The sequence below is a fragment of the Photorhabdus sp. P32 genome (assembly GCF_038085095.1).
GTDB lineage: Bacteria > Pseudomonadota > Gammaproteobacteria > Enterobacterales > Enterobacteriaceae > Photorhabdus > Photorhabdus luminescens.
Genome location: NZ_JAZGJN010000287.1, coordinates 52,621 through 70,744, shown reverse-complemented (window position 1 = coordinate 70,744; position 18,124 = coordinate 52,621). Strand labels below are relative to the sequence as shown.

Annotated in this window: 4 protein-coding genes; all 4 read left to right on the top strand. The window is 42.2% G+C overall.

Annotation, left to right across the window (positions count from 1 at the left end; all coding sequences use genetic code 11):
* Positions 1-57: 57 nt before the first annotated feature.
* The 4 genes from V2H77_RS18695 to V2H77_RS18680 all read left to right on the top strand — a co-directional run bounded on the left by V2H77_RS18695 (position 58) and on the right by V2H77_RS18680 (position 18,115).
* Entirely contained in the window at positions 58-10,290 is a 10,233-nt protein-coding gene (locus tag V2H77_RS18695; RefSeq protein WP_341500003.1) for an SDR family NAD(P)-dependent oxidoreductase, read from the top strand.
* Positions 10,291-10,541: 251 nt separating this feature from the next.
* Entirely contained in the window at positions 10,542-11,915 is a 1,374-nt protein-coding gene (locus tag V2H77_RS18690; protein ID WP_341500002.1) for an MATE family efflux transporter, read from the top strand.
* Between the two features lie 239 nt (positions 11,916-12,154).
* Positions 12,155-13,582 carry a serine hydrolase domain-containing protein gene (locus V2H77_RS18685; protein WP_341500001.1) on the top strand — a complete coding sequence of 476 codons (1,428 nt, stop codon included), beginning with the start codon at positions 12,155-12,157 and terminating at the stop codon, positions 13,580-13,582.
* Positions 13,583-13,642: 60 nt separating this feature from the next.
* Complete coding sequence (locus V2H77_RS18680; protein ID WP_341500000.1) at positions 13,643-18,115, top strand: amino acid adenylation domain-containing protein; 4,473 nt, start codon at positions 13,643-13,645, stop codon at positions 18,113-18,115.
* The last annotated feature ends 9 nt before the right edge of the window (positions 18,116-18,124 follow it).

Genomic DNA, 18,124 nt, shown 5'->3' with positions numbered 1-18,124 from the left:
TGAGCATTGATCTCCTGCTATTACTCGCCTGTGTAACAACGAAAACAAAGGTTAATTATGGAAAATAGTTTTACTGGACTTGAGGTTGCTGTAGTCGGCATGGCTGGGCAATTTCCTGGTGCTGACAACGTAAGTGAATTCTGGGAAATGTTGCGAGGCGGTATAGATGGTATCAGCTCATTGACTGAAGACGAACTTAAAGCCAATGGAGTTCCCAAAGAAGCGTATTCAAGAGAAAACTATATTTCGGCAAAGGGAATAATTAATCATCCATTCAAATTTGCCGCAGATTATTTCGGTATTAACCATTCTGATGCCGTAAGGATGGACCCACAGATCCGTTTAATGATAGAAAACTGCTGGCAAGCGTTAAATCATGCAGATATCGACTCTAAAACATACCAGGGAAAAATTGGTGTTTTTGCCGGAGCAAGTAGCCAATGGTCCTGGTTTAAAACATTGGATGCACAATTTAGTTCAGCGGCTGAGCAGTTCCATGTTGCTACTTTGAATGATCCCTCATTTTGTACGCGAATCTCCTATTTACTGAACCTAAGAGGGCCATCTGTCACCATTCAAACTGCGTGTTCGACCTCCTTGGTCGCGATACATATGGCATGTCAGGCGTTACAAGCCGGCGAGTGTGATGTTGCGTTAGCTGGCGGGGTGAGTATCACCCATCCTCATAAAAGCGGCTATCTATATCAAGAAGGGATGATTAACAGCCCTGACGGCAAAACTCGCGTATTTGATGAGCATGCATGCGGTACCGTATTCAGTAACGGGGTTGGCGTTGTTGCTTTGAAGCGCCTTGATGATGCCATTCAGAGTGGCGATAGAATTTTTGCCATCGTTAAAGGCAGTGCAGTAAACAATGATGGCAGTGACAAAATCAGTTTTACCGCGCCTAGCGAATTGGGACAAAAGAGTGTGATTCAGGATGCTCTTGAGTATGCGGAAGTGGACGCGGAACAAATTAGTTATATCGAAGCGCACGGAACCGGTACTTTGCTTGGCGATCCGATTGAATTATCCGCATTAAAAGGCGTTTTTCAGGGTGATGGCCCATGTGCGCTAGGTTCGGTAAAGTCTAATGTTGGTCACTGTGACGCGGCCGCTGGCGTCTTAGCTTTTATCAAGGTAGCGCTTTGCACCTATTTCAAGACATTAGTTCCTACGCTGCACTTTAAAAAAGCCAATCCGAAACTGGATTTGGACAACTCGCCTTTTTATATAAACACCGAAACCAAGCCGTGGGATATCGATAATGGTGGTGTGCGATTGGCTGGGGTGAGTGCATTTGGCGTAGGTGGAACTAATGCGCACGTAATTTTGCAAGAGTATGGGGACGAAGCACAGCCCTCGTTGGCGGAGTTGCAATATCAATCATTGCCGGATCGCCTTGAGTTTAGACCTGTTGCGAATGTCCAAAAAGAAAAGATTCAGCCTGCGCAGGTTGTAGAAGTGCGCCAAGAGCGAGCGCATTCACTTGATGAGGCCAGTTTACAAACAGCGCTACTTGAGATGCTGAAAACGCATTTTGCAAAAGATACGATTACGCTTAAAGACAACTTTTTTGATGCTGGCGCGAGTTCACTCGATATTGCGCATTTACATGACAAGGTCAACACTGAGTATGGATTGAACCTAAAAATCAGTGACTACTACCGTTATAGCAATTGTGAAAAATTAGCTCAGCATATTTGCTCATTAGGTAATAGCCAAACATTACAAACGAGCAAACGCACACCTCAGAGTACCTCGCCAATATCCGTTTCAAACGACGATAACCGACACAATTATCCACAGCACGCGGTTGCTGTTGTGGGAATGAGTGGGCGCTTTCCGGGCAGTGAGAACATTCAAGAATATTGGCAAAATCTGCTAGAAGGTCATGAAGGTATCCGCTTTTTCTCAGATGAGGAGTTACTCGAAGCAGGCGTTCCTGCGGCGGTTTTGCAGTTGGACAATTACATCAAAGCAAAGGGCGTGTTATCAAGCTCGTTTGATTTTGATCCAGAAGCGTTTGCGTATACGGCTCGTGAATCTCAGTATATGGACCCGCAATTCAGGTTGTTACATGAAGCGACATGGCAGGTACTCGATGATGCCGGATATGGCAATCAAAAATACAGGCCGATAACCGGGCTGTTTGCCTCTTGCGGCTCGAATCATGAGTGGTTAGAGCGATTAAAAAAAGAGGTGACGGACTCAACGGAACAGTTTGGTGTCGCGCTTTTGAATGACCGAGAGTTTTTGACAACTCGCGTCGCTTACAAACTGAATTTAACCGGACCGGCGGTAACGGTTCAAAGCGCCTGCTCCAGTTCTGCGTTGGCTATCACCTTAGCTTGTCAGAGTTTATATACTCATCAATGTGATCTTGCATTGGCTGGTGGCGTATCAATTACCACGCCGGTTAAAAGCGGTTACATGTATGCGCGAGGTATGGTCAACAGTTCTGATGGTCATTGCCGTCCATTTACCCAAGAAGCGAGCGGCACGGTATTTAGTGATGGACTGGGGATGGTGGCTCTCAAAAGGTTAGAGGATGCGCTGAGAGATAATGACAACATTTATGGGGTGATCGCTGGTTTTGGCGTCAACAATGATGGTCATGATAAGACAGGATACACCGCCCCGAATGCCAGCGGACAAGCCAGTTGTATTCGCCAGTCTTTAAATATGGCCGGTGTTAAACCCGACGATATTGAATTTTTGGAAGCGCATGGCACCGCAACTTTAGTTGGTGACGAAATCGAAATTGAGGGAATCAAAGAAGCGCTTGGCGCAAGTGACAAAAATTGTGTACTGGGGAGTGTTAAATCCAACATCGGTCATACCAATACAGCGGCAGGCGTAGCAAGCTTTATTAAAACGATATTAGCGCTTAAATACGAAACATTGCCGATGTCATGCCATGTTACAGAAACGATCCCTGATTCCTTATCGAACACTCGATTTACTTTGATCGATAAATCAAGGCATTGGAAGGGTGACAATGAGATTAGAACCGCAGGCGTCAGCTCCTTTGGTATTGGCGGAACCAATGTGCACTTGACTGTTAAATCGATAGAGCAGCCAGTGAAGAGGGATAATGAGCGTTCAGAACTTGTCGTTCTGTCAAGCAAGAGCCAGCAAGGTTTAGCGAAGATCGCGAGTAAACTGCACGACTATATCCAACATGCAGATCAAGCACCCAACCTGACAGATTTAGCTTACACATTGCAATTAGGGCGAGGCGAGTTTGATGTCCGTTCGTCAGCGGTTGTAGATAGCATTGAAGCGCTGAGCATCACTTTGTCTCGTTTGGCAAGCGGCAAGCCGGAGGGACGTGAGATTTCAGACAATGCACCCGGTCTTGTCTTTATGTTTCCGGGGCAGGGGGCACAATATGTAGAGATGGCGAAAGGTTTGTACCACGAGCTAGACAGCTTCAAAAATATAGTGGATACATGCCATCAACTGCTGCGTGAGCAATTTGATATCGATCTGTTGTCGCTCCTGTACAGCGATGGAGAGGATGCAGAAGAGCGTAGTATTGAACTACAAAATACCCGAATAACCCAACCGGTTATCTTTGTTGTCTCTTATGCACTGGCGAAGTGCTTAGAAAGTTTCGGTATCCGGGCTAATGCAATGATTGGTCACAGTGTGGGAGAGTATGTCGCCGCAACATTGGCAGAAGTGATGACCTTGGAAGAGGCACTAAAATTAGTGGCTTCACGTGGTCTCATTATGCAGGAGTGTGAACCGGGAGCCATGCTTAGTGTCGCGTCGAGCAGAGAAAAAATTGAGCCATTTCTGACGGATTCAGTAACACTGGCGACGATTAACTCGCCTAATTCATGTGTTATCGCGGGTCCTTTTGCAGAGGTTAAAGCGGTACAAGAGCGATTGTCACAAGAGAACTTCCGTTCTCGATTATTGAAGACATCGCACGCATTTCATACCGCGATGATGTTGCCGGGCGTCGATAAGTTTCGAGCAGAACTGGATAAAGTGAATTTTAAAGCGCCAAAAGCGGCGTTCTTATCCAACGTCACAGGCCAGTGGATTCAGCCCGAAGAGGCATGTTCGGCCGACTATTGGATCAAGCATTTATGCCAAGCCGTTGAATTTCAACAAGGCATTGAAACTTGCCTGCAAGAGCCGGAGCTAAACGTATTTTTAGAAGTAGGACCGGGACGTACTCTTTCAACTTTTGTGAAGCAAATAGCGGATAGTAACGCGAATATTTCCGTGTTTAATCTGTTACGTCACCCACTTGAGGAAGAGAGTGACCGAGCTTGTCTGCTCAAAGTATTAGGGGAACTTTGGTCTTTGGGATGTTCTATCGATTGGACGGTCTTATACCAACATGTATCTCCGGGGCGTATTAGCCTTCCTGGCTATCAATTCATAAAAGAGCCAAGTTTAAGTGAATATCATATTTCCTCTTCTACGGCTGGTCGGGTGTCTGAAACTAAAGTCACTAAAAAAGAACTCACTCAGTGGTTGTATACCGAACAGTGGCAACCTGTTGAGTTACCGACCGAAAGTACCGAACAGGCAAATAATATCGTCTGTTTTGTGCCGAGTTTAGCGTGGTGTAACGCATTTACTGAACGCTTTAATCAGGAAGGGAAAAAACTTAAATTCATTGTTCCGTCGCCGGAGTATTATGTCGACGGTCAGGTAATAGGCGTTACACCGGGAGATAAAAATAGTTTTGATAAATTAATGGCTGAACTGTCACATTCTGGTTTCTCGCCGGATTCAATTATTTTTGCCTGGCCGCTTTCCGGTACTAAAGACATAATGACATCTTGGTTTGCTGTCATTTTATTCCTGCAATCATGGGGGAAATCGGGGCACTTATCTGAGTTTCGTTTATTATTGGCGACTACCGCACTACCGGAATACAGTCTGCTTAATGGCTTAGTCAAGGTTATTGCTCAAGAGGTTACTAAATGTCATCCTCGAATTATTGAATTAGATACGGCCGAGCCTATTAAGGCGGCATGCGATATTCTTGCTCAAGAATTAACAGCAAGCGATATGCGTTTTATTGTCAAAAGATCTCAACAAGCGAGATTTGAAAAGCGTTACGAACAGTTTGAGAATGCCAACGTTATTTCCCAAAAACAGCTTTTCAAAAAACAGGGTGTTTATCTGATTACCGGTGGATTGGGTGATCTGGGGTTATTATTTGCAGAGCACTTAGTGACGCAGTATGGCGCTAAGGTAATTTTATCGGGGCGTAGAGATTTACCTCGAAAAGCCCAGTGGGGTGATGCTGAAATAAAAGCCCATCCGCAGTCAAAACTGATTGATCGAATACATCAATTATCTCTGATTAGTGACGGCGATATTGATTACTACGCGGCAGATGTTTGTGATCGTCAGGAGATGGAAGCGCTTATTGAGCACATTGAAACACAATATGGTCAGTTAAATGGGGTGATCTGTGCGGCAGGTGTTACGCGGGGAGATTCTTTCCAAGGCATTAACCATATTACTATGGAGAACTGTCAGCCCCAGTTTGACACAAAAGTTTATTCTTACCAGTTACTTGCAGAACTATTAGAACACAAGCAAATTGATTTCTGTCTTTTATGTTCCTCTATCGCGGCTATTTTGGGGGGCCTAAGCTTCTCGGCTTACAGTTCAGTGAGTTCTTTTGCTGATGCATTTGCGAAACAACAAAATCAGTTGGGTAAACCTTGGATTAGTATTAACTGGGATGGTTGGGTATTTGAACGTAAAAATGCTGATGACGTTATAGGTTCTTCACTAGAGCAGCTATTAATTGAGCCGGATGAAGGTCTTGCTATTTTAGAACGTGTTTTACAGTCACCTGTTGAGGGACAGTTAATTGTTTCTACCGGGGATCTGAACCAGCGATTTGAGCAATGGGTTGGCACCCATATTCGGCCTTTTACGTATCAATCCCATTCAGCGCATTCGAGGCAGACATTCTCAAAACAACAGATCGTTGACACTATTATGGATATTTGGAAAAACTTCTTAAAAATCCATTCAATTAATAGTAGTGATAACTTCTTTGAATTAGGGGCAAATTCATTGGATCTGGTTCAGGTCAATAAGCGCATTACCGCAGCGCTTTATATTGATTTGTCCGTGGTGGATATGTTCAGTTATCCGACATCAGAATTACTTGCTGATTTTATTATTGAGCAAAACGCCATGATGGTGGAGGAGCTATCAGCAGTTTCGGTTGGAAATAATAAAACAGCAGAACTTGATACTCCGTTGGATAATCAACGAAGCCAAGATCACAATACTGATATCAGTAAAAAAATCGCCATTGTGGGTATTGCAGCTACATTCCCGGAAGCCGAAAACATTTACGACTTTTGGCAGAACCTTACTTACGGTAAAGAATCCATATCGATATTCAGCAAAGAAGAACTTCTTGAAGAAGGGATCGATCAGGCGCTATTAGATAATCCCAACTACATCAGAGCGAAAGGGGTATTTCCTAATGCGGGTGAGTTTGATGCTACCTTTTTTGGCTATACACCTTACGAAGCAAGGCAAATGGACCCGCAAGTTCGCGCCTTTCATACCTGTTGCTGGCAGGCCCTGCAAGACGCTGGCGTTAAGCCAAAAGAAAGCAGATACAAAATTGGTCTTTATGCGGCGGCGTCAGGCAATTTGCAGTGGTTAGCTCAGGCGATGGCGACGGCTGAGGGAAGTGCGGGCCAATACAGTGCAATGACCGTGGCGGATAAGGATTATATGGCGACCATTGTCTCCTATAAATTGAATTTGACGGGCCCAAGTATGGTTTTGTCAACCGCCTGCTCGTCGTCTCTGGTTGCAGTCAATGAGGCAATCAAATCCCTGAGGGCGGGAGAATGTGATATCGCGCTTGCTGGCGGCGTCTCCATTACTTTACCGACCAAAGCCGGTTATCTGTCCGAAGAGGGGATGATCCATGCAAAAGATGGGAAGTGTCGCCCGTTTGATATCCAAGCTAGTGGTACGGTTTTTGGCGATGGCGTTGGCGTGGTGGTATTAAAACCACTCCAGCAAGCACTGAAAGACAACGACAATATCTATGCGACCATCGTAGGCACCGCTATCAATAATGATGGCGGCAGAAAGGTCGGATACACTGCGCCAAGTTATCAGGGACAAGTTGAGGTGATTCAAGCCGCGCTTAAAGATGCGAATGTTTCGGCAGACACGTTAAGCTTTGTTGAAGCGCATGGTACGGGCACCCATCTGGGAGATCCCATCGAATTTAAAGCGCTTAAACAAGCTTTTGCTACTGATAAGAAAAACTTCTGCAAATTAGGTAGCGTAAAATCCAATATCGGACATCTGAACTCAGCCGCGGGTATTGCCGGACTGATAAAAGCGGCAATGGCGCTTAAATATAAAGAGCTGCCGCCGACAATCAACTTTGCCAGAATCAATGCGGAAATCGATATTGTCAACAGTCCATTCATTATCAGCAATCAATACAGCCGACTTGATGATGCTCAGGGACCTCTGCGAGCAGGTGTTAGCTCGTTTGGTATCGGTGGTACGAACGCGCACGTTGTGCTTGAACAGGCGCCAAGTGTAAATCGACAAACAGTGACCAAAGAGCAGTCAGGCGATCTGCCAATCGTATTGTCGGCTCCTGATGAAAAATCGTTAGATAGCTATAAGAAGCAGTTGAAGCGAGCAATACAAAGCAACGTCGTTGATGGGCACATCAATGAGCTGGCATTGAGTCTAATGCAAAGAGAGGTTATGCCTTATCTGTTTGTTGCTTATAGTCGGGATCGAGAGGGTTTATTGCAGCGACTGTCGTCACCCTCTTCTGATTATCTCTACAACGGCATCACAGCGGATAGAAAAGTGGTTTATTTGTTCCCGGGACAAGGCATGCAATATGCGGCAATGGGACTTTCTCTCTATCACACAAATGATCTGTTCAAAACATGGTGTGATCGAGGATTTGAAATAGCCAGTGAGTACTGCACGATTGATTTAAAACAGCTTTTCCTCGCGGGGGAAGATGATGAGAAATTGTATAATACCGAGTTTGCTCAGCCGTTAATGTTGATTATTGAGTATTCACTGGCGCAGGTTCTCGCATCTTATGGTGTTAAACCGGCCGTGATGTTGGGCCATAGCTTAGGTGAATATGTCGCAGCTGTGGTTGCTGAAATCTTCTCGTTCGACGATGCTGTCAGGATGGTTTGTGCCAGAGGCCGCTTGATGCAGTCCACTGAAACCGCCGCTATGCTATCGGTTATGTGTTCGGCAAAAGTGGCTCAAACTATGTTGTTTGGTGGCTTGGAAATCGCGCTTGATAATAGCAGTGAGCTATGTGTGCTCTCCGGTTCAGACGAAGAAATCACCGCATTTGAGCAACTCTGTGAATCCAGATCAATCAAGACCAAGCGCCTTAAAGTCAGCCGTGCTTTCCATTCCCGTTATATGGAACCAATTTTGGCTGATTATGAGCGAGTTATCGGTGAGGTGAAACTCTCAGAACCCAAACTTCCTATCATCTCTAATGTGACCGGAGCATTGAGTACTAAAAATATGATGGCGGAACCGCACTATTGGGTTGGTCAAATTCGTGAACCGGTGCGTTTTACTCAGGGATTAGAGGAATTACTGGCAAGCGGTGATTGTATTTTCGTTGAGGTCGGGCCTGGCAATGGTTTATCGTCGCTGATTAAACACCATCAGGATTTCAATGCAAAACATCTCTGTATTTCTCTTATGTGTCATGGCAAAGAAGAGGAGTCTTGCCTCATGGAAAGTTTGGGCATGTTGTCGCTGTTGAACGCCAATGTTTCTTGGCGGCATGAATTAAACGGGATGGCTGTACCTCCAGTAAACCTTCCGCCTATGCCGATTCGAGGGAAAGAATATCCTAAAGATGTGAAAAGGCTACAGGCTATTTTCTCAGGTAAAGCTGGCTCTGATGTAACCCAAGTATCTACACAAAGTGTGGCGAGAAACCCAGTTTCTGGCGCTACGAAGATAAAGAGTGTGGAAGAAGAACTTAAGGTTATTTGGAAAAATGTACTGGGTGTAAGTGATGTGACCGGGGAAGATGATTTCATCGCATTAGGCGGTACTTCACTATCCGCAGTACAAGTTATCGCGAAAGCGAAGTCTGCAAAAATTCCCATTGATATGAATATGCTGCTATCACGCAACAGCCTGAATGAAATCACCCGTTTGATCGATCCGCCGAATTCATCTAATGCGATAGGTTGGCAGTACAATACACAGTTCAAGCCTGAGTTTTATGGTAGTGATGCGAGCTGTATGTATTCAGCGGTGAGAGAGAAACTGAAACATGATTATGGTTTGAATTGTCCAGATAGCTTAATGCGAGCATCGGATGGAAGTTTGCTGTTTGGTTTTGGCGTACAGTCCTCAGATTCACAAAGCAATATCCTGAGTGACTATCAGAATTATGGGGCACTATTGGATTGGCCTCAGTTGCAAGAAAGTTTCTCGTTTTCCTATCACAAGCAGTTTTTTGACGATTTGGAATCTTACACCGCGTATTGCATAAATGAGTTGGAGAAAGGAAAACTGGTTATTGTAACCGGATCAGATTACTACTTACCGTTTTCTCCTTCTTACGGGTTGAGCCATAGTGAATATTTACTTAGGCCGCTATTCGATAATATAGAAATCGATGAGGAAGAGGTCATTCCACATGCGTTTGTTTTGGTTGGGCGTACTCAAGGAGGCTATCAAATCTATGATGGGAGCTTTAATTACTTTGGTGAAATAAGTGATGATGAGTTCGCGCAAACTGTTATCGGGTTCAAAGGGCTCGATTTTATGAAATCTCATGAGGTGTATCACAAATCTCGTTCTTATCTTGCGATATCGGTTGTTCAAACGGGGGCGTTTTTACCTACTGACCGTCTATTACGTAATACGCTAGATAAAACCCTATCGGGATTGCAGACTCACACTGCTATTACGCATGGAGACACGCCAATTCACCATTATGTTGGTATCGGCGCTGTCAATAAATTGATGGAAAGCCCTGAGCTGTTATTAGGGATGACATTTGGTGAATTGGAGCAGTTTGTCAAGCGGTGGTTGTCACAGTTGGAGCTTCTCCATCGTTTCCTTGCTATGGCAATACCTGAGCATACGCAATTGTGGGCGGACGGTGTGGCGGGCATGACCGAAGTGCTTCGGAAACTCATTGCTGTTGATAATCAAAATCTCAGTGCCAATGACGTCACCAGCACAATGACGTTATTTAAACAATCGCTTGAGAGCGTAATTGGCAAACTAATGTGATATTTGCTGGCAGAGTTCTTGTAATGAGAGCTCTGCCGCTATTTTAATTTATGTTGGCAAATTTCACTCGCACTCTTATATACCCGTCATCTTTCAAGTTGCCTGTTTGTTGGCTGCACTCACTCACCCCGGTCACATAGTTATCTATGCTCCCGGGGATTCGCTCCCTTGCCGTCGCGATGCATCTTGAAATCCATTGGGTATATAGCAGTACTGAATTTAAAAATATTAATTTTGTATTGGAGATGTCATTGAAAAATACAGATTTCATGGCAAATGATTCTGTGCCCTTTGCATATTTGAAATTATCAATTCCAGTTTTTTTTGGAATGTCAATTCAGGGGCTTTATGGAATAATTGACGCTATCTTTATCACGAAATATATTGGCAAGGATGCTATGGCGGGCTTTTCAATATTTTTCCCTGTCCTTTTATTCGTAGGGGCTGTAGGGGTTATGTTGGGAGCCGGCGCTGCCGTATTAGTGGCGAGATTTCTGGGAGCAAATAAACCCGCCTTGGCGAATCGAGTGGCGATACAAGCTATATTCATGGGAGTAGTATGGGCTATCTGTTTTAGCGTATTATTTCTAACATCGGCACGAGAGATTTTATTATTTCTTGGCGCTACAGAAAGTATCGTTAATTATGCTGTGGATTATGCAACACCATTGGTGTTATGTCTGCCTATTATCGTGATAGCGACTATTTTTGGCGATCTGTTGCGAGCAGAAGGTAAAACCAATGCCATGTTCGCAATAATGCTCTGTGCATCCATGCTTAATGTTGCGTTTGATTTTATTTTTATTGTCGTATTCGACATGGGAATGTTTGGCGCTGCGATTGCGACGGTACTGGCTAATACTATAGCGCTAATATGTGCCGTACTGCTCTTTTATAGTAATCATACTCGTCTGACTCTCTCACCGACTTACTTCGGTATAGACGTGAAAGAGTGCAAAGATATAGTGCTTATCGGATTGCCAACCCTGATTGGAAATTTGTCATATGGGATACTCATTTTCACTATCAATTATCTGATCAAGGCGAGTGAGGTTGAAAACGCGGGCGATATGATTAGTGCTTTCGGTTTAGTTTTCAGGGTATTAAGCTTTATCGTCTTGCCGTTAATTGCAATGATGTCAGCGTTGCAAACTTTATCGAGTTATAACTTTGGCGCAGAAAAATATAATCGATGTATAAAGTCATTAAAGGTAGCATTGTTATATGCTTCATTTTATTCAATAGCAATGACTTTACTGGTCATTACGTTGCCGGAACAGCTATATGGCTTATTTACTGATGATAAAAATCTGTTATTAGAGATTTTTAATATTTCCTTTTTTATTTTTTTAGGTTTGTTTTTTCTTGGTGGGTTGCTGGTATTTATCGGTTTTCTGCAAAGCGTAAAAAAAGAGAAATATTCGATGTTATTGGTTTTTCTGAAGCTTTTTTTACAGGTTTCTTTAACTTTTTCATTATCTTTCTTGTTTGGCGTGGGATGTTTTCCTCTTATTCTATTTTCAATCGACTTACTGGTATTTATTTTGGCGGTTGTGCTTTCGCTAATCGCACTAGGCAATTTAGTTTCTAAACCAGCTAGTGTTCAAGTTTGTCAGGTTATTTAATAGATTATTATATACCCGTCATCTTTCAAGTTGCCTCTTTGTTGGCTGCACTCACTCACCCCGGTCACATAGTTCTCTATGCTCCCGGGGATTCGCTCCCTTGCCGCCGCGATGCATCTCGAAATCCATAGGGTATATAAGACACCATGTTTATAAACGTCTTTATATATTTCCAGATGAAAATTTAATAAATTATTAGGTTGGAAATATCCGGTGCGAAGTGAAATGGAACCTTAAATATGAACGGAGCTGTTATGAAGTGTTTTATTATGGTTTTCCTTCTGCTATTTTCCTGCATTAGTTCGGCAGATGAAAATTTAAAAAGTCAAATTTTGCAATATATGGAGTTTGGCAAGATACCAAGCTTAGTTATAGTGATGGTGGATAAGAATAAAAAATCAAACGTAATATTGTTAACAAATGAAAATAAAAATGGTGCTCAAAATTTAGATGAAGAGACTATTTTCGAGCTGGCATCGGTAAGTAAATCTTTTACAGGTTTAATTGCGGCCAAAATGATAGAAGAAGGTAAAATTTTTCCTCAAACCAAAGTGTCATCAATATTGCCATCGATAAAAACGACTTATGATGGGAAAAGCGTTGAGGTGACATTTTTGCAGTTGCTCAACCATACATCGGGTGTGCCTTTTAAAACCATTGATATGCTTTACTCCCAACCTCAAAAAGGGCTTGTGCAAGTTATCGATGATATTAAATTGATTGACCTCCAGACAATGCCGGGTCAGCAACATGCATACGCCACACTCAATTACGATATTGCCGCCAGAATGATGGAGAAAGTTTCGGGGCAGCCCTATCAACAATTGCTGCGAACTTATATTTTGCAGCCGCTACAGATGAATGTGACTTCTACTCTTCCAGAAGCAGCAAAAAAGGCAATCGGCCATCAAATTAGTTTCTTACAAGCCAGACCATACGATGCGCCATTTGTTTTGGCTAATGTACCGGCAGGATATATACAAACTAACGCTTCCGATATACTTAACTGGTTGAAATTTTTAGCAAGCAATACGGATTCAGCGCTCCTCGATGCCAAAAAATTGGTATTTTCAGGGAAGCTTGGTGTCGATACCAATGACAGTGAAAAAACGATATATACCTTAGGATGGTATAAACAGGGGAATAGCGTATTTCATACAGGCATGAACCCAACTTTCTCTAGTTACGTTTCTGTTGATCTGGATTCTGGCGCTGCGGTTGCCGTGATGGCGAATGTTAACAGCAACATTACTTTTGAACTTGGTAAGCAAATCATGCAACAGCTTGCTCAAGGGGGAGACTTTACAGGACTAAATACCGTTAAAGATCTGGAATTATTTGATACTTTTGATAGAACTTTTCTCATTGTCAGTATATTTGTGATTTTGGCTTGCCTCTTGTTAATCTATTTAAACTTAAGAGGGAAGAATATAAGATGGCTTTCAAACTTGGGCGTTGTGAAAGCGGCAATTTTATCTGCTGGATTCAGCATTGCTCTGTTAATCGTGTTGACCTTCCCAAATTTGTTGCTTGGATTGTCTTGGGCGACATTTATGATTTGGATGCCTAATAGTTTTTGGGTTTTATATTTTCCTCTGGTGCTTCTTTTACTCCTTTGTCTCTCTTTGTTCTCTCGCGCTTTATATCGTCGTCGCTCAGTACATTGAGTTTGATTGGGATTTTATTTTTCAACATGTTCAGCATTTAAATTTCTTACGGATTTAATTATGTCTATTAGTAGAAAATCATATGAAATGACAGGGATTCAAAAAGGGGTGTGGGTAACAGAGTTGAAACATCAGGGGACCAGTATGTTTAATATTGGTGGTACCTGTAGTGTTGAAACGGAATTGGATTTTCCAAGGTTAGCTAATGCGATACAGAGCGTTATTAGAGAAACCCAAAATTTAAATTTCACTTTGAATGATGAGATTCCACCGAAACTTATTTTAGATCGCCGCGTGGAAAAAAATATCGATTTTATTGATTTTGGTCACAGAGAGAATCCACAAAGAGAGTTTGAGCAGTGGCGTGAAGAGTGTATGTCTCAGAAAATGGATTTGACGACATGCTTATATTATTTTTGCTTGTATAAAGTGTCTGATTCAAAATGTGGTTTTTTAATCAAAATACATCACTTAGTTTGTGATGGCGTGACAATGCATAATATTATAGCCAGGATTTGTGAGTGTTATAATCATCAATTAAATGATGTTGTGCATTGTGAGCCTGCTGATGATCAAAGCTACTTTTTGGCGTTAGAAGAAAAATATTTATCTAGTCGCCAATATGATAAGGATAAATTATTTTGGCGTAATTTCCTTGCTGGCAAGGGAGAGAACAGCAACTTTATTTTAGGTAATAGAACACTTTCAACCCAAGCCACACGGAAGATTTATGATATTCCTAATCAAATATCAGAGAGAATAAAGCATGTTTGCGCAAAATTAGAGTGCACAGAAAACGTATTTTATTATGCGGCTATTGCTCTATTATTATCTCGGCTTTCGGGGAGTAAACAAGTCTCTTTTGGTATACCGCTTCATGGCAGGAAAAAGATAAATCTGGTACGGAATTCAATGACGGTGTCTACCGTTCCAACACAAATAGCCGTGGATGAATACACCGATTTTTCAAGTTTAATTAAATCAGCTTTTGAGAATACCAATCGGATATACAGACACCAAAAATATGATTACACAGAGTTGGTTAAAGAAACGAGAGCCGGGGCATCGGTTAATGATTTGTTTGATGTTAGCTACAACTACGCCAACACTGGATATAACCTGGTTCTGGGTGAATGTCCACTGATTGTTGAAGATATATTCCCTGGCGAACAACAATATTCTATTCAATTTCTTTTTAAAGAGTTATTAAATGAGAAATCGACAAAAATATATTGTGACTACAAAGTAGAAGAATATACCCAGCAACAGATTGATTCAGTAATCAATTTATTAATTGATATTCTGGATGAAGTCAGTACCGATCCACACGGTCAGTTGTTGATGGTTGCGCCAGTAAGAAAGAATAATCTTCAACTGATTGAAACGGGGCCTAACAATGCGGTACCAACCGCCGCAACGATCATCTCGTTATTTGAACAGAGTGTTAGTAGCAATAAAGATCGGCTGGCAATTATTGAAGAAAATAGATCATTGACTTTCCAAGAGCTTCAAACCTTAGTGAGAACAATCAGTATCAATCTCTTAAATCACGGGGTTTCTGGAGGATCTCGAGTTGCTATTTTACTGCCTAAAAGTGCAGAGCAAATTGCAACTTTACTGGCGATTATGACCGTCGGGGCGACATATATTCCACTTGAAAGGGATTTGCCGAAGGAAAGAATAAAATACATTTTGGCCGATAGCGAATGTGCATTAGTTATCACAAACCATGATGGGGCATCGTTATTGCCAGCAGACGTTGCTTATTGCGATAGTGCAGCTTTGTCTGAAACTTTGCTACAAGATGATTTGGCCCGGTTACAAATAAGGTGTGAACCTACCAGTGAGGCGTATTTAATATATACTTCGGGTTCCACCGGTCTGCCGAAAGGGACAATTATTCGTCAACCAGAACTTGTGAATTATTGCCAGTGGGCCGCACAGGTTTATTATCCCGAAAAATCTGATGTGGCGGCATATTATACACCGCTGACTTTTGATTTAACGGTGACTTCATTGTTCCCGGCGCTGCTTTCCGGTTCGGCGATTAAGGTATACACCGAAACATCAAACTTTATCCTGAGCGATATTATTCACGATGGTGTTGCGACAGTAGTGAAATGTACGCCATCACATTTACGCGCTATCCAACATGAAATTGTCGGCCCTCACTGCGCAATTAAACGTTTTATCGTGGGTGGAGAAAATTTAAAAGTCAGCGTGGCAAATCACACCTACCTGCAATTTGCGGGTAAAGCCGACATTTTCAATGAATATGGACCAACAGAAACCGTGGTTGGCTGTATGACTTATAAGTTTGATCCCGCCAAAGATACCGACGTTTCAGTACCGATTGGTGAACCTATCGACAATACCCAGATATATATTGTGGATGGTTATGGACGCCACTGTATTCCGTATATGAAAGGTGAAATGGTCATTGCTGGAAATGGCGTGTCTGCGGGCTATTGGAATCGCTCGGAATTGACTCAGAAGAGATTCATTACTGACAGATTTTATCCAAAACAACGAGCCTATTTATCAGGGGATCTCGCTTATCGCAACGAATCTGGGCAAATAACTTATTTGGGCCGTATTGATAAACAGGTCAAGATCAGGGGACATCGGATTGAGATCGAAGAGATCGAGACAAAGTTATTGGAATATAAGGATGTTCAGGACGTAACCATATTGGTTGACGAAACCAATCCTGACGCCTCAATATTAAAAGCTTTCGTTGTTTTAACGGAGGAATCGCCTGTTTGTGGAGAGGAGTTAAAACAGTATTTATCGAGTCACTTACTCCACTATATGGTGCCACAATTTATTAAATGTATTGACGAAATTCCTTTAACTTTTAACGGTAAAGTTGATAGCGCCAGATTGCTGGAGCTTGAAGATGATAAAACCGGCGCCAATGACAATGAGAAAATGAGCACTTTAGAAATATCCGTGCTCGAAGAGTTTAAATTGGTACTGGGTTGCACAGAGTTATCTGTACACAGTGATTTTTATCAATCTGGCGGCGACTCGATAAAAGCGATTCAATTGGTCACATTGCTACAGAAAAAAGGTATTAGCGTAACAGCGAAGGACGTGCTCCAGTTACCGACGCCAAAATTGTTGTGTCGTCATATTGATAGTCGGACGACGCTTATAGAGCAGGAAGAAATCGTCGAGATCTCTACTTTCTCACCGACGCCAATTATGAAATGGTTTAGCGGCCTGTTGTTAGGAAAGAAAGAGATATATCACCAGATGCTATCCTTATCTCTGCCATCATGTCTGGATCAGGCGGGGCTGGATCGGATCTTGGATGCTCTTATATCATTCCATCCGATCCTGAATACCTATGTAAAAGACCAACACTTCACTTTGCAGGTACGAGCAGGAATAAGGCAGGTTAAAACACCTAGAGTGAATGTAACGGGGTTTGAGCAACGGGAGTATGTTGCGAGAACGCTGCTGGAAGAGTCAAGTTGGCCTGAATCTGAGTTATTTCAGGCGATTATCCTTGATGATGGTAATGAAACCGAATTATTGCTGATGGCGCATCATTTGATCATTGATGGTGTGTCCTGGCGTATTTTGCTAACAGATTTAAATACACTTGTTGAGCAGCATTTAAATCGTCAACCGCTTAAATTACGCCAGCAAAATAACAACTACGCTAGATGGATTGAGTTTACTGAATACTATGCAAAAACAGTCAGTGAGGATGAGATCTGTTTTTGGCAAGAGCAAATAAGCGGCTCTCCTTTATTCACTTATCAAGACTTATATAGCCGTAAATTAACGATCGGTTTGTTAACCAGTGAAATAGCGGGTGTTAACTTTGAAAGTTTTACAAAACTATGTGGAATGTTGAAAATCAAACCCAATGAGTTGTTTTTCTCGTTATTTACCTACTCATTATTTAAAACTTTCAATAAAAATAATTTTACCGTTGAACTTGAAGGTATCGGCAGAAGTTCACAACAGAGTGCAGTGGATTTAAGCCATAATATAGGATGGTTCACATCAATCTATCCATTAATATGCCACTGTGAAGACAATATATCTTCCCATATAAAAAAGATAAAAATAGCCATGCGTCGGGTTAATGATAATGGTATGGCCTATCAATCCATTCGCCACTGCTCGACAGAAAAACAGTTAAGCCCTATTCATAACGTGCCGAAGTTCAATTACTTAGGTGATTTTTCAGGATCGGCTCACCAAGGGGTCGTGAACATCAAGTCAATCTACCCTCATGCTATTTCCAGTGCGGATAATATCTATACCGATGCCTTTGATTTTAATGTTTATTGGCAGCAAGGGTGTAAAGTAAGTGTGAGCTATATTGAGCAGTTGATAGATGCAGCTGAAATTGAAAATATCATTAATGTCATGGCGAGTAAGTTCAAGGAACTTATTGATTCAAGTAATTATGATGACAAGGATTTTTATATACCAAGCGATTTCCCGACTATTTCATTATCAAGTACTGAACTTGAACAATTAATCTCTGAATTATCTGTGCTTTCAATTTAAATTTGGGTT

Bases quoted from the DNA above. Each gene is read 5' to 3' on its own strand.
- V2H77_RS18695 (WP_341500003.1), top strand. From the start codon at position 58: ATGGAAAATAGTTTTACTGGACTTGAGGTTGCTGTAGTCGGCATGGCT.
- V2H77_RS18685 (WP_341500001.1), top strand. From the start codon at position 12,155: ATGAACGGAGCTGTTATGAAGTGTTTTATTATGGTTTTCCTTCTGCTA.
- V2H77_RS18680 (WP_341500000.1), top strand. From the start codon at position 13,643: ATGTCTATTAGTAGAAAATCATATGAAATGACAGGGATTCAAAAAGGG.